This window comes from Xanthobacter lutulentifluminis (genome assembly GCF_043194675.2).
Lineage (GTDB): Bacteria > Pseudomonadota > Alphaproteobacteria > Rhizobiales > Xanthobacteraceae > Xanthobacter.
Genome location: NZ_CM195525.1, coordinates 202,020 through 219,893, shown reverse-complemented (window position 1 = coordinate 219,893; position 17,874 = coordinate 202,020). Strand labels below are relative to the sequence as shown.

The 17,874-nt window shown below is 72.1% G+C and carries 14 protein-coding genes; 10 read left to right on the top strand and 4 right to left on the bottom strand.

What is annotated here, in order from left to right; all coding sequences use genetic code 11:
* Positions 1 to 70 precede the first annotated feature (70 nt).
* From V5F49_RS01020 to V5F49_RS01010, 3 genes are all read right to left on the bottom strand, one after another.
* Positions 71 to 1,216 carry a cyclic nucleotide-gated ion channel gene (locus V5F49_RS01020; RefSeq protein ID WP_394116382.1) on the bottom strand — a complete coding sequence of 382 codons (1,146 nt, stop codon included), beginning with the start codon at positions 1,214 to 1,216 and terminating at the stop codon, positions 71 to 73.
* A 4-nt stretch (positions 1,217 to 1,220) separates the two neighbouring features.
* Positions 1,221 to 2,957: a cation:proton antiporter domain-containing protein gene (locus V5F49_RS01015; RefSeq protein ID WP_394116383.1), complete on the bottom strand. Its 1,737-nt coding sequence runs from the start codon at positions 2,955 to 2,957 to the stop codon at positions 1,221 to 1,223.
* Positions 2,958 to 3,886: 929 nt separating this feature from the next.
* Positions 3,887 to 5,032 (bottom strand): NAD(P)H-dependent flavin oxidoreductase, encoded by a 1,146-nt coding sequence (locus tag V5F49_RS01010; protein ID WP_394116384.1) that lies wholly within the window; start codon positions 5,030 to 5,032, stop codon positions 3,887 to 3,889.
* A gap of 87 nt (positions 5,033 to 5,119) precedes the next feature.
* Here V5F49_RS01010 and V5F49_RS01005 point away from each other — a divergent pair, with 87 nt between their 5' ends.
* From V5F49_RS01005 to V5F49_RS00985, 5 genes are all read left to right on the top strand, one after another.
* A complete protein-coding gene (locus V5F49_RS01005) occupies positions 5,120 to 5,947 on the top strand; it encodes a LysR family transcriptional regulator (protein ID WP_394116385.1) in 828 nt (275 codons plus the stop codon).
* 144 nt (positions 5,948 to 6,091) lie between these two features.
* The gene (egtB, locus tag V5F49_RS01000; protein ID WP_394116386.1) at positions 6,092 to 7,390 is read left to right on the top strand and encodes an ergothioneine biosynthesis protein EgtB; all 1,299 of its coding nucleotides are present in this window, start codon (positions 6,092 to 6,094) and stop codon (positions 7,388 to 7,390) included.
* Positions 7,387 to 8,346 (top strand): L-histidine N(alpha)-methyltransferase, encoded by a 960-nt coding sequence (gene egtD / locus V5F49_RS00995; protein WP_394116387.1) that lies wholly within the window; start codon positions 7,387 to 7,389, stop codon positions 8,344 to 8,346. Before egtB ends, egtD begins: the two co-directional genes overlap by 4 nt.
* A gap of 298 nt (positions 8,347 to 8,644) precedes the next feature.
* Positions 8,645 to 8,887 (top strand): hypothetical protein, encoded by a 243-nt coding sequence (locus tag V5F49_RS00990; RefSeq protein WP_394116388.1) that lies wholly within the window; start codon positions 8,645 to 8,647, stop codon positions 8,885 to 8,887.
* 47 nt (positions 8,888 to 8,934) lie between these two features.
* Complete coding sequence (locus V5F49_RS00985) at positions 8,935 to 9,144, top strand: hypothetical protein (protein WP_394116389.1); 210 nt, start codon at positions 8,935 to 8,937, stop codon at positions 9,142 to 9,144.
* A 40-nt stretch (positions 9,145 to 9,184) separates the two neighbouring features.
* Here the strand turns inward: V5F49_RS00985 and V5F49_RS00980 are convergent, their stop codons facing one another.
* The gene (locus V5F49_RS00980; protein WP_394116390.1) at positions 9,185 to 9,490 is read right to left on the bottom strand and encodes a hypothetical protein; all 306 of its coding nucleotides are present in this window, start codon (positions 9,488 to 9,490) and stop codon (positions 9,185 to 9,187) included.
* Between the two features lie 171 nt (positions 9,491 to 9,661).
* On the opposite strand from V5F49_RS00980, the gene V5F49_RS00975 reads away from it, so the two are divergent.
* From V5F49_RS00975 to V5F49_RS00955, 5 genes are all read left to right on the top strand, one after another.
* Positions 9,662 to 11,440 carry a potassium/proton antiporter gene (locus tag V5F49_RS00975; RefSeq protein WP_394116391.1) on the top strand — a complete coding sequence of 593 codons (1,779 nt, stop codon included), beginning with the start codon at positions 9,662 to 9,664 and terminating at the stop codon, positions 11,438 to 11,440.
* 79 nt (positions 11,441 to 11,519) lie between these two features.
* A complete protein-coding gene (locus V5F49_RS00970; RefSeq protein WP_394116392.1) occupies positions 11,520 to 11,798 on the top strand; it encodes a hypothetical protein in 279 nt (92 codons plus the stop codon).
* Between the two features lie 119 nt (positions 11,799 to 11,917).
* The gene (locus V5F49_RS00965) at positions 11,918 to 13,114 is read left to right on the top strand and encodes an aminotransferase (RefSeq protein ID WP_394116393.1); all 1,197 of its coding nucleotides are present in this window, start codon (positions 11,918 to 11,920) and stop codon (positions 13,112 to 13,114) included.
* Between the two features lie 217 nt (positions 13,115 to 13,331).
* The gene (locus tag V5F49_RS00960; RefSeq protein ID WP_394116394.1) at positions 13,332 to 14,450 is read left to right on the top strand and encodes an efflux RND transporter periplasmic adaptor subunit; all 1,119 of its coding nucleotides are present in this window, start codon (positions 13,332 to 13,334) and stop codon (positions 14,448 to 14,450) included.
* A gap of 5 nt (positions 14,451 to 14,455) precedes the next feature.
* Entirely contained in the window at positions 14,456 to 17,608 is a 3,153-nt protein-coding gene (locus V5F49_RS00955) for an efflux RND transporter permease subunit (RefSeq protein WP_394116395.1), read from the top strand.
* The last annotated feature ends 266 nt before the right edge of the window (positions 17,609 to 17,874 follow it).

Sequence of the window (17,874 nt, the reverse complement as noted above, 5' to 3'; positions counted from 1 at the left end):
CGGCGAGGGGCCTGCCCGCCGCATCACGGCACGGATGGCGCCTGCGCCGGCTCCGTGCGCCGCCCGCGCGTTACTCCTCCGGCCGGTCGCGGGCGGCGTCGGCGAGGCGGCCCATGACGGCGGGATGGCGCAGCGCCAGCATGTGCAGCTCGTTCTCCTCGATCGCGAGGATCTTGCACTTGGCCACCGCGCGCACCGGCACGTTGCTCGCCTTGGCATGGCCCGGCAGCAGGCCGAACACGTCGCCGGGCCCGAGCGCGCGGATCCCGGTCTCCGTCTCCATCTCCGCCCGCCCCTCCAGCACGACGAACAGGTGCGCGGCCTCGTCGCCCCGCCGCACCACGTGGTGGCCCCGGTCGAAGCTGCGCGAGTTCAGAAGCGGCAGGATGTCGCCCAGCACCGGCGCCTCCAGGTCGGCGAACGGCGGCAGCCGCGAGATCATGGAGAAGGTGACGACGAAATTGTGCTTGGAGATCACCTCCGAGAACGAGCTGGCGATGATGGCGATGGGCAGCGCCAGCATCATCAGCCCCGACACCATGGTGAGGGCGCCGATCATCCGGCCGACGGTGGAGATGGGCACCACGTCGCCATAGCCCACGGTGGTGAGGGTGGTGATGGCCCACCACATGGCCTGCGGGATGGAGCCGAACTTCTCCGGCTGCACGTCCCGCTCGACCAGATACATGGCGGTGGCTGCGAACAGCACGCCCGCCCACAGGATGATCAGGCACGACAGCAGCGCATAGCGCTCGCGCCGGATGGCGAGGTACAGCGCGTTGAAGCCGGAGGAATAGCGCGCCAGCTTCAGGAAGCGCAGCAGCCGCAGCACCAGCATGGCATGGAGCTCGCTGGTGCTCACCATCGCCACCGCCCAGGGCAGGATGGCGGCGAGATCGATCAGCGCCGGCACCGTCACGGCGTAGCGCAGGCGCGCCTTGAGCGGCGACATGCGCCGCCTGAGCGGATGCTCCGGCGCCACCCACAGGCGCACCACGTATTCCACGGTGAAGATGACGAGGGCGAGGAACTCGCCCCACGCGAACCACCAGGTGTCGCGCAGCGCCAGCGAGGGCACCGTGGCGAGCACCGCGCCCAGCACCGACAGCAGCACCGTGCCGATGAGGAGATAATGGACGACATCCGCCGCCCGGTCGCCCGGCAGGTCCCGCTCCAGAATGTCGAACGCGCGGCGGCGCAGCTTTCCGTCCCTCATGCCCTCAGCTTCCCTCCCCTGCCGCCTGCCGCTCGATGGCGGCACGGATGCGGGCGCGCGTCGCCTCCGTGCGGGCGGCCACCACGTCGTCCGGCAGGCCGAGCGAGGCGAGCAAATGGCCGGCCAGCTGCAGGCTCGCCTCCATCGCCTCCGGAATGACGCCCTGCACCCCCATGTTGGCGAGCCGCCGCGCGTGCTCGGCATCGCGGGCGCGGGCGATCACGGGGGCGGCGGCCCAGTGCTGGCGCACGGAGCGCACCATGCGCTCGGCGGCATTGGGGGCGTCGAGCGTCACCACGAAGGCGCGGGCCTTCTCCGCCCCCAGCCGCTCCAGGATCTCCGGGCGGCCGGCATCGCCGAGATAGACCGGGTGGCCCGCCGCCCGGGCCTGCGCGACGCGGCGCGGATCGGCGTCCACCGCCACAAAGGGCACGCCCTCCTCGTCCAGCGCATCGGCGATGGTGCGGCCGACCCGGCCGAAGCCGCCGATGATCACATGCTCGCTCGCGCCCGGAACGTCGGGGGCGAGGGCGTCGTGCATCCGCGCGTCCATCTCGCGGCCGAGCCGGGCGGCGAAGCGGGCGAGGAAGGGCGTCGCCACCAGGCTGAGGCTGACCACCGCCACCAGCACCCCCGCCTCGCGCGCGCCGAGGGCGCCGTTGGCGGTGAGCAGGCCGAGCACGACGAAAGCGAACTCGCCGGTCTGCGCCAGCAGCAGGGCCGCTTCCGCCGCCGCCGGCGGGGCGACGCGGATGAGGCGCGCGGCGATGTAGGTGAACAGCGCCTTCACCGCCAGCACGCCGACGACACCCGCCATCACGATGTGCAGGGCGGGCAGCACCGCGGCGAAATCGATGCCCATGCCCACCGTGACGAAGAACACCCCCACCAGCAGGCCCTTGAACGGCTCGAGATCCACCTCGATCTGGTGGCGGTAGGCGGTCTCCGACAGCGCCATGCCGGCGAGGAAGGCGCCCAGCGCGGCGGACAGGCCGGCGGCGCGCGTCACGCCGGCCGAGCCCACCACCACCACCAGCGTGATGGCCATGATGAGCTCGCGCGAGCGGGTGGAGGCGGCCGCCGCCACCAGCGGCGCCAGCACGAACCGTCCGGCCACCAGGATCAGCGCCACCGCGCCCGCCGCCTTGGCGAGGGCGACGGCCGCGAGCGTCAGCACGTCGGTGGTGCCGCCGCTCACCAGCTCGGCCGCGAGCAGGATGGGCACCACCATCAGGTCCTGGAACAGCAGCACTGCGATCACCAGCTGCCCCAGCGGGGCGAGGGAGCGGTGCTGGTCGATCAGCAGCTGGCTCACCAGCGCGGTGGAGGAGAGGGCGAGGGCGATGCCCAGCACCAGCCCCACGCCCGCCTTCGGCCCGCCCAGCACGGCGATGCCCACCGCGAGCGGCACGCCGCACAGAAGCACCTGCAGGCTGCCCACGCCGAACACCTCCCGCCGCAGCTTCCACAGCCGGGGCGCCGAGAATTCGAGGCCGAGCAGGAACAAGAGGAACACCACGCCGAGCTCGCCGAATGGCGCGGTGCGCTCCGGGCTGGAGATGGTGATGAAGCGGATGGCCGGCACGCTCTCGGCGAGGCGCCCCAGCCCGTGCGGCCCGATGAGGGCGCCGGCGGCGATGAAGCCCACCACCGCGCCGATGCGCGCGCGATGGAACAGGGGAACGAGGATGCCCGCGGCCAGGAGATATACGAACGCGTCCTTCAGGAAGGCGTTGCTCACCTTCTTCTCTCCCGGCCCGTCTGGATGTGTCGCCCGCCGCGCTTCTCGTAGCGGCAGAGACATCCGCGCGGCAAGCCGAACCGGACGCTTAGGCGCCGCCGGCGTCGATTTTGCGGCGGCGCTTGCAGGGACTGGATGGGTGCCGCTGGGGAAGCGCCGCGGGAGCCGCCGTCGCCCCGCCGGGCCGGCAGGCGTGAGACCCGGACCCAGCCGCGAGCCGCCGGGCCACGCTCGGGGTGGGAACGGGCCCGCCACGCGCGGGGGGATCGCATCCGCGCGGCCGGGGACTGGTGCCGTTTGCGGGCCGGGGCACTGGCGTCGCCGGCAGGTCTCGAATCCGGGTTTGGCCTTGCGGAGCGACGGCGGATCGCATCCGTGCGGCCGGTACCGCTGATGCCGCCTTGGGGGTGGGACCGGGACGGGCGACCGGCGTTGACGATGCGGTGGCGCTTGGCGCGGCGCCGGGAGTGCCGCCCCGGCGGAGCTGATGCCGGCGTCGCCGGCAGGTTCCGATCCCGGTCGGCCGATCCCGGTCGGCCGATGGCGTCGCCGGGCCCCGGTCGAGACCGGTACGGGCCCGCCCGCGCGGGCGGATGGCTTCCGCGGAGCGGGGGCGGTGGTGCAGCTCAGGCGCGGAGCGGGACGGGCTGGCGTCGCCGGGCCAGTTCGGGGCCGGGCGGGCGCGCCGCGTGACGGCGGCCTGCGCGCTGCGGCGCCAGCGTTCTGGGGCCTGCGCGCGAACCGCACGCCGGGACCGGGGGGCATCGGCCCTCGGCGCTGGAGGCGGGCGCCTGATGCCCCGCATCCATCCCGCGTCAGGGCCAGAGGCATGGAAGCCATCTCCTGCCCGTACCTGCGCGTGGTCCGCGGGCCGCCGTGCGTTCACGTCGGGACGCGCCCGCCCATCTGCGGGTGGACGCCCGAACGCCTCAGCGGCCGAGGCGGGCGAGGGCTTCGGCGGCGAGGGTGCGCGTCAGCTCCGCCGCGGGCAGGCGGGGGGCGAGGGCGGCGGCCTGGCCGGACCAGAGGTTGGTGAAGTCGCCGCGCCCGTCCGCCTCCGCCTTGGCGCGCAGCGGGGCGAGGGCACCGCCGGAGGTGGGGAAGGCCGGCGCCTCCGGGGCGAGCGGACCAACCTCCCGCATCACCCGGTTCATGATGCCGCGCGCGGGCCGGCCGGTGAACAGGTTGGTGAGGGCGGTGGCCTCGTCCGTCGCCGTCTCCAGCGCGGCACGGTGGACGGCGGGAATGCGCGCCTCCGGGCTGAACAGGTAGGCGGTGCCGATCTGCACCGCCGCCGCGCCCAGCGCCAGCGCCGCGACGATGCCGCGGGCGTCGGCGATGCCGCCGGCGGCGATCACCGGCACCCGCACCGCGTCCACCACCTGCGGCAGCAGGGCGAAGGTGCCCACCTGCCGGCTCATGTCGGCGAGGACATCGGCGCTCAGGAAGGTGCCGCGGTGGCCGCCCGCCTCCAGCCCCTGGGCGATGATGGCGTCGCAGCCGCGCTCCTCCAGCCAGCGCGCCTCCGCCACCGTGGTGGCCGAGGAGATGACCTTGGCGCCGGTGGCCTTCACCCGCTCCAGCAGCGACGTCTCCGGCAGGCCGAAATGAAAGCTCACCACCTCCGGCCGGAAGCGCTCCACCAGCGCGCACGCATCGGCATCGAACGGGGTGCGTCCGCTCGCCGGCGGCGTCTCCTGCGGGTCGAGGCCGAGCTCGACATAATAGGGCGCGAGCCGCGCGCGCCAGCGCATCGCCCGTACCGGGTCCGCCGCCGGCGGCGTGTGGCAGAAGAAGTTGAGATTGAGCGGCCGATCCGGCAGGCCGGCGCGCACCGCCTCCACCACGGGCACGAAATCGGCGGCGCTGTATTGCGCGCCGGGCAGGGAGGCGAGGCCGCCGGCCTGTCCCACCGCGATCGCCAGCGCCGGCGGGCCGGCCCCCACCATGGGCCCGAGCAGGATGGGATGGGTGATGCCGAACAGGTCGATCACCCGCCGGTCGGGCCAGGGAGCGACGGGCGAGGGAGCGACGGGCGCAGCATGGGCGGTGGTCGCCGTGGTCTGGTGGGTCATGTCTCGTCCTCCCGTCAGCGGATGGCCCGCATTATGGCCGGATGCACGATCATTGAAATTGAAACATTGAGATAATATCGTTCACTTATGATGATGGATGTGCGCGACTTCCAGTTCCTCGCGGCGGTGGCCGAGACCGGCAGCGTCACCCGCGCCGCCGAGCGGCTGGGGTGCGTGCAGTCCAATGTCACCGCCCGGTTGCGCAAGCTGGAGGACCGGATCGGCCAGAAGCTGGTGGCGCGGGTGGCGGGGCGGATGGTGCCCACCGCTGCCGGCAGCCTCGCGCTCGATTATGGCGCGCGCATCGCCGGCCTCGCCCGCGAGGCCGAGGAGCGGCTGCGGGCCTCGGCCCAGGCGCTCCCGCCGCTGCGGCTCGGCACCATGGAGACCACCGCCGCCTTCCGCCTTCCGCCGCTGCTGAAGCGCATCCGCGCCGAGCTCGCGCCGCTGCGGCTCACCGTGCGCACCGGCACCAGCGGCGAGCTGGCGGCCGGCCTGCGCAGCGGCGCCCTCGACCTCGCCTTCCTCGCCGAGGAGGCGGCGGACGACAGCCTCGACAGCGCGCCCCTGTGGACCGAGCAACTGGTGGAGGTGCTGCCTCCCGGCGGCGCGGCGGACGGCGCCGCCGTGGTGTTCCGCGAGGGCTGCTGCTACCGCGCCCGCAGCCAGGCGTTCCTCGGCGACCTGCCGGTGCTGGAGCTGGGCACGCTGGACGGCATCATCGGCTGCGTCGCCGCGGGGCTCGGGCGCACCCTGCTGCCGGAGGCGGCGGTCGAGCGCTGGCGCGCGGCGGGCGAGATCGAGACCCGGCCCCTGCCGTCCGCCGATGCGCGGGTGCGCACGCTGGCGGCATGGCGGCCGGGCAGCGCCTCGCTACGCTCCATCACCGCCGTGGTGGGCCTCGCGGCGGGCTGATGCGGGGCTGCGGGGCCATCCTCGCGAAGACGTGTTCGCGGCGATGAAACGGATCGGCCCGCTCATACGAACAAGCCGGGGAGAACCATCGCGCGGCTGCGGGCGTTTACGCCTTGCGGACGGTTGCGCCGTGAGCGAGGCCCCATGAACGTTCCCTTCTCCCGACCGGCTCCCGCGCCGGGCATTGCGGAAGCCGGCGCGGACCGGCTGCTCGCGCGGTTCCTCGGCACCCGCGGCCTGTCCGAGACGCTGACGCGCGATCTCCACCCCGAGGACCAGACCGTGCAGTCCATGCCGGATTGCAGCCCCACCAAGTGGCACCTCGCCCACGTTTCCTGGTTCTTCGAGACCTTCATCCTGATCCCGCATCTGGCGGGCTACGTGCCGGCCCATCCCCAGTTCGGTTACCTGTTCAATTCCTATTACGAGGCCGCGGGCGCCCGGCATCCGCGGGCCGCGCGCGGGCTGCTCAGCCGGCCCACCGTGGCGGAGGTGACGGCCTATCGCCACCACGTCACCGATGCCATGGCCCGGCTGCTGGCCGCCGCCGCCCCGCCGCTGCGGGAGAGCGTGGCGCCGCTGGTGGAGATCGGCATCCAGCACGAGCAGCAGCATCAGGAGCTGATCCTGATGGACATCCTGAACCTGTTCGCGCAGAGCCCGCTGCACCCGGCCTACCGGCCGGCCGAGCCGCCGCGGCCGGAGACGGCGGCGCCGCTCGCCTTCATCGACTTTCCCGGCGGCATCTTCGAGATCGGGCACGACGGCGCCGGCTTCGCCTACGACAACGAAGGGCCGCGCCACCAGGTGCTGCTGCGCCCGTTCCGCCTCGCCTCCCGGGCGGTGACCAACGCCGAGTGGCTCGCCTTCATGGAGGATGGCGGCTACAGCCGTCCCGAGCTGTGGCTGGCCGACGGCTGGGCGCGGGTGCGCGCCGGAGAGTATGAGGCGCCGCTTTATTGGGAGCGCGGGGCGGACGGCTGGCAGGCCATGAGCCTTGCCGGCCTGTGCCCGCTCGACCTTGCCGCGCCGGTGGTCCACGTCAGCTTCTTCGAGGCCGATGCCTATGCCCGCTGGGCCGGGCGCCGCCTGCCGACGGAAGCGGAATGGGAGGTGGCGGCGCAGACGGTGCCCGTCTCCGGCACCTTCCTCGAGAGCGGCGCCCTGCGCCCGCTGCCCGCGCCGGCGGGGGAGGGGCTGACGCAGATGTTCGGCGACGTCTGGGAATGGACCGCCAGCCCCTACGCGCCCTATCCCGGCTACCGCGCCGCGCCCGGCGCGCTCGGCGAGTACAACGGCAAGTTCATGTCCTCCCAGATGGTGCTGCGCGGCGGCTGCTGCGCGACGCCCGAGGGGCACGTGCGCGCCACCTACCGCAACTTCTTCTATCCCCACCAGCGGTGGGCCTTCGCCGGCCTGCGCCTTGCCGAGGATGCGCAATGACGATCCATACGCCCGCCCGTCCCGCGTCCGATCCGGCCGAGGGCTTCCGCGCCGATGTGCTCGCCGGCCTCGGCGCGCCGCGCAAGGCGCTGTCGCCGAAGTATTTCTATGACGACGAAGGCTCCCGCCTGTTCGACCGCATCTGCGAGCTGCCGGAATACTACCCGACCCGCACCGAGCTGCAGGTGCTCGCCGCCCGCGCCCCGGCCATCGGCGCGCTGGCCGGGCCGGGCGCGAGCCTGGTCGAGTTCGGCGCCGGATCGAGCGTGAAGGTGCGCCTGCTGCTCGACGCCATGGAGGCGCCCGCCGCCTACATGCCCATCGACATTTCCGGGCCCCACATGCGCGCCGCGGCGGGCCGGCTGGCGGCGGATTATCCCGGCCTCGCGCTGGTGCCGGTGGAGGCCGACTTCACCCGTCCGCTGGTGCTGCCGCCGCTCGCGGCCGGAGGCCGGCGCGTCGGCTTCTTCCCCGGCTCCACCATCGGCAATTTCACCCCCGAGGCCGCCGGCCACTTCCTCGCCCACGCGGCGCAGGTGCTGGGGCAGGGGGCGGCCTTCGTGGTCGGGTTCGACATGGTGAAGCCGCTGGACGTGCTTGAAGCGGCCTACGATGACGCGCAGGGCGTCACCGCCGCCTTCAATCTGAACCTCCTGGCGCGCATCAACCGCGAGCTCGGCGGCGATTTCGACCTCTCGCGGTTCCGCCACCACGCCTTCTTCAATGCCGCCCAGAGCCGCATCGAGATGCATCTGGAAAGCCGCGTGGCGCAGACGGTGCGTGTCGCCGGCCACAGCTTCCGCTTTGCCGCAGGGGAGACCATCCACACCGAGAATTCCTGCAAGTTCACCCCGGCCGCGTTCCTCGCCCTCTCGCGCGCGGCCGGCTGGGAGATGCAGGAACTGTGGACCGATCCCGCCGGATGGTTCGCCGTGACGGTGCTGGCGCGCCGCTGAGCGGCCGCCCATCGCGCCCCGCGCGCCCGCCTTCGCTTCCACTTTGCGATCCCGCACGGCCGGCAACGCCTTGCCGGGGCCGGCGCGTGGCTTTGCGAAAGCCGGTGGGGCCCGGCGGCGGGAACATGCCGTTGAGGCAGGCGTTGCGATCAGGAAGCCGGCTGCGGCGCGGTGAAGGCAGCGCGCCGCGGCCCGGCACGTACAGGAGACGGATGATGGCGATGGACCCGAACGTGCCGGCGCGGTGTCGTCCGCTGCTGCCGCCCCGCGCGCGGCGCCCTGGCTGAAAGGGAGCATCATGGCCCGGTTCTGGGAGATCGACCTGCCCTGCGCCATCTGGCTGCATGACGGCACCCGTCTCGCCACCCTGTCGGATTGCGGGCGTCTGCTGCTCCAGCGCTTCGCCGAGGGCGAGAGCGGCGACGAGATGAGCGCTGCCTTCCGCGCCCTCATCGGCGCCGCCGAGGCCGGGCGGCCGGAGGATGCGGCCTATGCCGAGCACCAGTTGCGGGTGTTCTTTCACGCCAAGGCGCTGCTCTAGCGCCGGCGCGCCATCAATGGGCCGTGTTCGTGAGGCCCGTTCCGGCCATGATCTGCGCTGAATGCGGCCGGTGCGGCCGCCGCTCCCTTCTCTCCGACCGGCAGGCGCCGGCTCCCCGCACGCTTCTGCCCGGCCCGGGCGAGGACACGCCCCGGCTGCGCTGCGACCTGTGCGGCAGCCGGCGGGTGCGGGTGGTGGAGTTCGATTCGCCGTTCGCCGCGGTGTCGTTCGTGACCGGGCGCGGCAGCGGGCGCTGAGCCCGGACGCCGGTGCTGCGGCACCGGGGCGATCGCGTCGTCAGGCCATCGTGGCGGGGCGGTCCTGCCGCGCCGGGGCGCAGGAGACGGGGCAGCCAGACCGCGGCGCAGCGGTGAGCGAGCCGGCCCAGAAGATCGGCGCGCCGGTGATGCAGCGCCCTTCCGCATCCAGCGGATAGACGCCCGACCATGCGCACATCTGGCAGTCTTCCCCGCCGGCGCAGTCCTCGCGCGCCAGGTCCATGGCGAATTCCCGATCGAAACAGACGGTTTCACTCTCGAGCACCAGAGCCCCTCCGGTGCGTACCATCGTCATCACGAGGTACGCCTCCGGCGTGCCGGTCAACGACATACTCCTCGACCCTTTCCGCCCCCGGAACGGTCCGATCGCGCGCGCGGACGTGCCGCAGACGTGCCGCAAATGTGCGCCGCGACGATGCGGAGCTTACGCGCTGAACCCCGGAGAAGCTACTCTGCGGAGCGGGCGGGAAAAGGGCGGGCGTGAGCCCGGTGTGCGATGGGGTCGGTTTTCGTTTCCAACGTTGTGCTTCTGGTGGTGGCGGCGCTGCTCGTGGTCGGCACCCTCTCCAGCCTGCTCGCGGCCCGTTTCGGTGCGCCCATCCTGCTCGTCTTCCTCGTCATCGGCATGGCCGCGGGGCAGGCGGGGCCGGGCGGCATCCAGTTCGACGACTACTGGGCCACCTACATGGTGGGCTCGGCGGCGCTCGCGGTCATCCTGTTCGATGGCGGCCTGAGGATGCGGGTCGCCAGCATGCGCGGCGCCATCATCCCGGCGGTCGGGCTGTCCACGGTGGGCGTGGTGCTGACCGCCGCGCTGGTGGCGCTGGTGGCGGCGCCGCTCCTGGGGCTCGGGCCGGTGGAGGGCCTGCTGGTGGGCGCCATCATCGCCTCCACCGATGCCGCCGCCGTGCTGTTCCTGGTGCGCGCGCAGGGGCTGCACCTCGGCCGCCGGGTGGGATCGGTGATCGAGATCGAATCCGCCACCAACGATCCCGCCGCCGTGTTCCTGACCGTGCTGCTGGTGGAGATCCTGACCACCAGCACCCCCGACCCCGGCCTTGCGGCGGCGTTCGGGGTGGTGCGGGAGATGGTGATCGGCGCGGCCATGGGCGTCGCCGGCGGCTATGCGCTGGTGGCGCTGCTGAACCGGGTGGACCTGCCCGGCGGCCTGCATCCGGTGATGGTGGTGGGCGTGGCGGTGCTGCTGTTCGCCGTCACCTCGCTGCTGCACGGCTCCGGCTTCCTCGCCGTCTATCTGGCCGGCCTCGTGCTCGGCAACCGGCCGGTGCGGGCCATCGCCTCCATCACCTCGTTCCTCGATACCATCACCTGGCTCTGCCAGATCGTCATGTTCGTGATGCTGGGCCTTCTGGTCTCGCCGGAGAAGATCCTGCACTACGCCCTGCCGGCGCTGGGGGTGGCGGCGTTTCTGATCGCGGTGGGACGGCCGGCGGCGGTGTTCCTGTGCCTCGCGCCGTTCCGCTTCTCCACCAAGGAGAAGCTCTTCATCTCCTGGGCCGGGCTGCGCGGGGCGGTGTCCATCTTCCTTGCCACCATCCCCATGCTGGCGCACCTGCCGCAGGCGGAGGTGTATTTCAACGTCGCCTTCACGGTGGTGCTGGTGTCGCTCATCCTCCACGGCTGGACCATGGCGGCGGCGGCGCGGCGGTTCGACGTGGCGCTGTCCGATCCCGACCCCGGCGTGCGGCGCTTCGAGATCGACCTGCCGGGCCAGACGGAAGTGGAGCTGGTGGCCTATCCGGTGGTGGAGGGCACCCCCGCCCTCGGCCACGACATGCTGCCGCCCTGGGCGCGGCTGATGATGGTGGTGCGCGGCGGCCAGACCCTGACGCCGGAGGCCGCGGGCGTGCTGAAGCCGGGGGATTTCGGCTATGTGCTGGCGCCGCCCAAGCGGGTGCACCAGCTCGACCGCCTGTTCCGCCCGCAGGAGGTGACGCCGCTGGACGACAGCGCCGCCTTCCCGTTCGTGGGCGAGGTGCGGCTCGGCGATCTCGCCAGCTTCTACGGCCTCGCCGTGCCGGAGGTGGAATGCGGCCTGACCATCGCCGACGCCTTCGCCGACCGTTCCGACGACCACCCCGCCCGCGGCATGCGCATCACATACGGCCATGCGGTGATCGAGGTGCGCGAGGTGGTGGACGGACGCGTCGCCTGGGCGGTGCTGCGGCTGGAGGCAGGCCGGCTGCGCCGCTCCATCACCCGGGTGCGCCGCCTGTTCGGGCTGGGGACCGGCGCCGACGAGGACGAGGCGTGAGCGCCGCCATGCTCCTGCCGCGGGGCGGGTCCACTCAGGGGGCCGCCCGCGCCCCGGCGGGCGAGCCGAGGAGACCTCGATGAGGCTGTTCATGCGCCGCCGCGGCGAGGCGGGACCCGAGCGCGACGCTGCCCGCGTGCTGGCGGACCTGGTGCGCGACACGCTCGCTTTGGATGCGGACGCCACCGTCTCCGTCTCGGAAATCTCCTGCGGCGACCCGGCCTGCGGCGGCGCCGAGACGGTGGTGCTGGTGATGCGCCCCGGCCGCCGCACCGAGGCCGCCAAGGTGCTGATGCCGATGGCGCAGGTGACGCCGGAGGCGCTGGTGGCGGCCCTCGCGCCGCTGGGCGCCGGCTGAGCCATCCCCCCCATCACCGCCTAACATCCCCGCGCGGGGCCGATGCGCGCCGCGGCGGGGTTCCGCCCGGCGCCGGGAGGGTCTAAACGGCGCCATCCGTTCCAGCCCGCGTGACCGCCATGAGCTCCACGACCGCCGTCTCCCGCGCCCCCGCCCGCCGCCTCAATCCGATCTATGCGGACCTGCCCACCACCATCTTCGAGGTGATGTCGCAGCTCGCCCGCACCCATGACGCGGTGAACCTGGGCCAGGGCTTCCCGGACGACCCCGGTCCGCTCGACGTGCGCGAGACCGCCGCCCGCGCGGTGGTGGACGGCTGGAACCAGTATCCGCCCATGATGGGCCTGCCGGAGCTCAGACGCGCCGCTGCCGAGCACTATCGCCACTGGCAGGGGCTGGAGCTCGATCCCGACGCCGAGGTCATGGTGACCTCCGGCGCCACCGAGGCGCTGGCCGGCGCGCTGTTCGCGCTGATCGAGCCGGGCGACGAGGTGGTGCTGTTCCAGCCGCTGTACGACGCCTACCTGCCGCTGGTGCTGCGGGCCGGGGGCATCCCGCGGCTGGTGCGCCTGGAGCCGCCCGCCTGGAGCATCACCCGCGAGAAGCTCGCCGCCGTGTTCTCTGCGCGCACCAAGCTGGTGCTGTTCAACAACCCGCAGAACCCCACCGGCGTGGTGCACTCGCGCGAGGAGATGGCGCTGCTCGCCGAGTTCTGCGTGGCGTTCGACACCTATGCCGTGTGCGACGAGGTGTGGGAGCACGTGATCTTCGACGGCCTCGCCTTCGCGCCGCTGATGGGGCTGCCGGGCATGCGCGAGCGCACGGTGAAGATCTCCTCCGCCGGCAAGATCTTCGGCATGACGGGGTGGAAGGTGGGGCTGGTGTTCGCCGCCCCGCACCTCATGAAGGTGCTCTCCAAGGCGCACCAGTTCCTCACCTTCACCACCCCGCCCAACCTGCAGGCGGCGGTGGCCTACGGCCTCGGCAAGGACGAGGGCTATTTCACCGGCATGCGCGCGGACCTGCAGCGCTCCCGCGACCGTTTGGCGCGCGGCCTGTCGGAGCTGGGCTTCCGGGTGTTGCCCTCGCGCGGCACCTATTTCCTCTCCATCGACCTGTCGGCGCTGGCGGGCGCGCCGGACGACGAGGCCTTCTGCCTGGAGCTGGTGCGCGAGCACGGCGTCGCCACCATTCCGGTCTCGGCCTTCTATGCCGAGGACGCCGTGCGTTCCGTGGTGCGCTTCTGCTTCGCCAAGCGCGACGAAACCCTCGATCGCGCGCTCGAACGGCTCGCCCGCGTGCCCTATCTCCGGTAAATCTGGAGCGGGGCCGTGCGCGCGGCCCCGTTCTACCCGGCCCGTGATCACGAAGCCGTCAGGAGACTGCCCCAACGGTAGCCTGCGACCTGACCAAACCTTAATTGGACCGGCCCGCCGATTTATTGTTGCATCGCCGCGCAGGCCTAAAGCCTTGCGTGGATTTCCGATCGAGGATCGCATGGCCTCCCCTGAGGGAAAGCGTAGCAGACGGATCGTGGTGGTCGTGGCGTGCCTCGCGCTGGCAGGCGCGGCCGCCTATGCCTGGGACAAGCTGCCGTGGACGGGAGGCGCCGCCGCCCAGAAGTCCGCGACCCCGCCCCAGCGCGCGGTGGCGGTGCTGGCCGGCAAGGCCGAGCGCATCGCCATGCCGGTGCGCGTGGAAGCGCTGGGCACGGTCGAATCCATGGTCACCGTGCCGATCCGCTCGCGGGTCGCGGCGGCGGTGGAGAAGGTGGGCTTTGCCGACGGCGCCTTCGTGAACGAGGGCGATCTGCTCTACGTGCTCGATTCCCGCGTCATCGACGCCGAGATCCGCCAGGCCGAGGCCACGCTCAACCGCGACAAGGTGCAGCTGGAGAAATCCCAGCGCGACGTGGATCGCTACGCCGGCCTTGCCACCCGCAACGCGGTCTCGCAGGTGCAGGTGGAGGATGCCCGCACCACCGTCGGCGTCCAGCAGGCCACCGTGGCGCAGGACGAGGCCAACCTTCAGTCCCTCAAGGTGCAGCGCGGCTATTACGAGATCCGCTCCCCCGCCACCGGACGCATCGGCGTCTCGGCGGTGCGCCCGGGCGCGGTGATCCGGGTGGACGACACCCTGTCCACGGTACGGCAGCTCAAGCCCATCTACGTCGCCTTCGGCCTGCCGGAGCGGTACATCGCCGAACTGCGCGCCGCCAAGGACGCACGGGTGTCCATCACCCTGCAGGGCTCGGGCGAGACCATCCCCGACGGCAGGGTGGCCGTGATCGACAACACGGTGGACCCGCAGACCGGCACCCTCACCGCCCGCGCCATCTTCACCAATGCCGACGAGCGCCTGTGGCCCGGCACCCTCGGGGCTGTCACCGTGACGCTCAGGGTGGAGGACGGCGTGGTGGCCGTGCCCAGCGAGGCGGTGCAGAGCGGGCAGGACGGCTCCTACGTGTTCGTGGTGGATGACGGCGTGGCGCGGGTGCGCCCCGTCACCGCCGGCCGCACGGTGGAGGGCAGGACCGCCATCCTGCGCGGGCTCGAGGGGGGCGAGGTGGTGGTCACCGACGGCCAGCTCTCCCTGCGCAACGGCAGCCGCGTGAACGTGCGCAGCCGTACCCAGCCGGTCGCCGGGAGCTGACGGACATGTTCGCAGAGCTGTGCATCCGCCGCCCGGTCATGACGACGCTGATGATGCTGTCGCTCGTGGTGGCCGGCCTGTTCGCCTATCGCCAGCTCCCCGTCGCGGCCCTGCCGCGGGTGGATTTCCCCACCATCTCCATCACCGCCACCCTGCCGGGCGCCAGCCCCGAGACCATGGCGACGGCGGTGGCCACGCCGATCGAGCGCCAGCTCGCCACCATCGCGGGCATCTCCTCGCTCACCTCGTCCTCGACCCAGGGCTCTACCTCCATCACGGTGCAGTTCGACCTGAACCGCAACATCGACGCCGCGGCGCTGGATGTGCAGTCGGCCCTCTCCGTGGCCCAGCGCCAGCTGCCCGACGAGATGACCACGCCGCCGAGCTTCCGCAAGGTCAATCCCGCCGATGCGCCGGTGATCCTGCTGGCGGTCTCCTCGGACACGCTGCCGCTCTCCACCGTCAACGAATATGCCGACACGCTGATCGGCCAGCAGATCTCCCAGCTGCCGGGCGTGGCGCAGGTGCAGATCTTCGGCACGCAGAAATATGCGGTGCGCATCCGCGTCGATCCCGCCGCCGCCGGCGCGCGCAACATCTCCGCCGACGACATCCAGAAGGCGGTGGCGGCCGCCGCCTCCAACACGCCGCTCGGCATCATCTCCGGGCCCAAGCAGGCCCAGACCATCGACATGGGCTCCACCAAGGCGGACGCCGCCCAGTTCCGCCGCATCGTGGTGGCCTGGCGCAACGGCGCCCCGGTGCGGCTGGAGGAGATCGCCACCATCTCCGACGGCGTCGAGAACGAGCGCGTCGCCAGCTGGTACAACGACGAGCGCGCGGTGGTGCTGGCCGTGGTCCGCCAGCCGGACGCCAACACCGTGCAGGTGGTGGACGAGGTGCGCGACCGGCTGCCCTCGTTCCGGGCCCAGCTGCCCGGCTCGGTCAACATCGAGGTGCTGAACGACCGCTCCGTCTCCATCCGCGAGGCCGTGGGCGATGTGCAGAAGACCCTGTTCGAGGCCATCGTCCTCGTGGTGATGGTGATCTTCCTGTTCCTGCGCAACGTGCGCGCCACCATCATCCCGTCGCTGGCGCTGCCCCTGTCCATCATCGCCACCTTCGCGGTGATGTGGCTGTTCGGCTATTCCATCAACAACATGACGCTGCTGGCGCTGACGCTCTGCGTCGGCTTCGTGGTGGACGACGCCATCGTGGTGCTGGAGAACATCTACCGCCACGTGGAGATGGGCGAGAAGCCGTTCCGCGCCGCGCTGCGCGGCTCGCGGGAGATCGGCTTCACCATCATCTCCATGACGCTGTCGCTGGTGGCGGTGTTCATCCCGGTGCTGTTCATGGGCGGCGTGGTGGGCCGTGTGTTCCGCGAGTTCGCGGTGACCATCTCGGTGGCCATCCTGGTCTCCGGCTTCGTCTCGCTCACCCTCACGCCTATGCTGTGCGCCCGCGTGATGAAGGCGCCGGACCACCACAAGAAGCCCTCCGCCTTCTTCCGCGTCACCGAGGCCATGTTCGACGCCTGGCTCGGCGCCTATCGCGTCAGCCTCGATTTCGTGCTGCGCCACCGCCCCTTCATGCTGGTGGTGACGTTCGCCACCGTGGCGCTTTCGGTCTATCTCTACATCGTCATTCCCAAGGGCTTCTTCCCGCAGGAGGACAACGGCTTCATCACCGGCACGGTGGAGGCGGCCACCGACAGCTCGTTCGACGCCATGGTGGAGCGGCAGAAGCAGGTGGCGGCGGCCGTGCGGTCCGATCCCGACGTCGCCTATCTGGTCTCGACCGCCGGCGCCACCGGCATCAGCCGCACCACCAACACCGGGCGCCTGTTCATCGCCCTCAAGCCCAAGGGCTCGGCCGCGGGCGATCGGCGCATCAGCGCCAACGACGTGATCCAGAACCTGCGCCGGCGGGTGTCGCAGGTGCCGGGCGTCAACGTGTTCTTCCAGCCGGTGCAGAACATCTCGGTGGGCGGCGTCGCCTCCAAGAGCCAGTTCCAGTACACCCTGCAGAGCGCCGACACCCAGGCCCTGTTCACCTTCGCCAAGGACATGGAGCAGCGCCTCGCCGCCCTGCCGGGCCTGCGCGACGTGACGAGCGACCTGCAGATCTCCAACCCGCAGCTCACCATCGTCCTCGACAAGGACAAGGCGGCCGCCCTCGGCATCACCGAGCAGCAGCTGCGCGACGCGCTCTACACCCAGTTCGGCACCCGCCAGATCGCGACGCTCTACACCTCCACCAACCAGTACGCGATCATCGCCGAGGTGCAGCCGCGCTTCCAGCGCGAGCCGGGCGACCTCGGCCGGGTCTATCTGCGCACCTCCTCCGGCGCCGTGGTGCCGCTGGAGACGGTGGCCAACATCACCCGCACGGTGGGGCCGCTCTCCATCCAGCACCAGCAGCAGCAGCCGGCGGTGACCATCTCCTTCAACCTCGCGCCCGGCACCGCGCTCGGGCAGGCGGTGGAGCAGATCCAGGGCGTGGAGCGCGAGGCGGGCCTGCCGGCCAGCATCTCCACCGGCTTCCAGGGCACCGCGCAGGTGTTCCAGGATTCGCTGTCCAACCAGCCGCTGCTGATTCTCGCGGCGGTGGTGGTGATCTACATCGTGCTCGGCATCCTGTACGAGAGCTTCATCCACCCCATCACCATCCTGTCCGGCCTGCCCTCGGCCGGCATCGGCGCGCTTCTGACGCTGATGGTGGCGGGCATGGAGCTGTCGGTGATCGCCATCATCGGCATCATCATGCTGGTGGGCATCGTGAAGAAGAACGCCATCATGATGATCGACGTGGCGCTGGAACGCCGGCGCGGCGGGGCGGATGCGCGCGACGCCATCCGCGAGGCGGCGCTGCTGCGGTTCCGGCCCATCATGATGACGACGCTGGCCGCCATCTTCGGCGTGCTGCCCATCGCGCTGGGCGCGGGCGCGGGCTCCGAGCTGCGCCAGCCGCTGGGTGTCGCGGTGGTGGGCGGCCTCATGCTGTCGCAGCTGCTGACGCTGTACATCACGCCGGTGATCTACCTCTATCTCGACAAGCTGGACGCGCGGGTGCACCACGCGGTGTCCGGCCGCCACGAGGAGCCCGCGGCTCCCGGGCCCGGCACCGCGACGCCGGACCGCATCGCCGCCGAATAGGGCAGGGGCGCAGGCCCCGCCCGCCGAGAATCGGCCGCGCCCGCCGCGCGTGTCCCGGCCCATCCCCGGCCGCCGCTGCCCGATGGCGCCGCCCCATGCGGCTGTCCGTGGCCGCAGCCGGACGGCTGGAGGCGTGCGCCACCCGCCGTGCGCCGCCCTCCGTGCTCCCGGCGCCCCTCCCTGTCTCCACCAGCCCGCGATGTGAGGCGCCGCCCGCCGGCGCAGCGCCTGCCGCCGCGCGTGTGTCCGGGACGGGCGCCTTCGCG

Bases quoted from the DNA above. Each gene is read 5' to 3' on its own strand.
- V5F49_RS01020 (WP_394116382.1), bottom strand. From the start codon at position 1,216: ATGAGGGACGGAAAGCTGCGCCGCCGCGCGTTCGACATTCTGGAGCGG.
- V5F49_RS01010 (WP_394116384.1), bottom strand. From the start codon at position 5,032: ATGACCCACCAGACCACGGCGACCACCGCCCATGCTGCGCCCGTCGCT.
- V5F49_RS01005 (WP_394116385.1), top strand. From the start codon at position 5,120: ATGATGATGGATGTGCGCGACTTCCAGTTCCTCGCGGCGGTGGCCGAG.
- egtB (WP_394116386.1), top strand. From the start codon at position 6,092: ATGAACGTTCCCTTCTCCCGACCGGCTCCCGCGCCGGGCATTGCGGAA.
- egtD (WP_394116387.1), top strand. From the start codon at position 7,387: ATGACGATCCATACGCCCGCCCGTCCCGCGTCCGATCCGGCCGAGGGC.
- V5F49_RS00990 (WP_394116388.1), top strand. From the start codon at position 8,645: ATGGCCCGGTTCTGGGAGATCGACCTGCCCTGCGCCATCTGGCTGCAT.
- V5F49_RS00985 (WP_394116389.1), top strand. From the start codon at position 8,935: ATGATCTGCGCTGAATGCGGCCGGTGCGGCCGCCGCTCCCTTCTCTCC.
- V5F49_RS00975 (WP_394116391.1), top strand. From the start codon at position 9,662: ATGGGGTCGGTTTTCGTTTCCAACGTTGTGCTTCTGGTGGTGGCGGCG.
- V5F49_RS00970 (WP_394116392.1), top strand. From the start codon at position 11,520: ATGAGGCTGTTCATGCGCCGCCGCGGCGAGGCGGGACCCGAGCGCGAC.
- V5F49_RS00965 (WP_394116393.1), top strand. From the start codon at position 11,918: ATGAGCTCCACGACCGCCGTCTCCCGCGCCCCCGCCCGCCGCCTCAAT.
- V5F49_RS00955 (WP_394116395.1), top strand. From the start codon at position 14,456: ATGTTCGCAGAGCTGTGCATCCGCCGCCCGGTCATGACGACGCTGATG.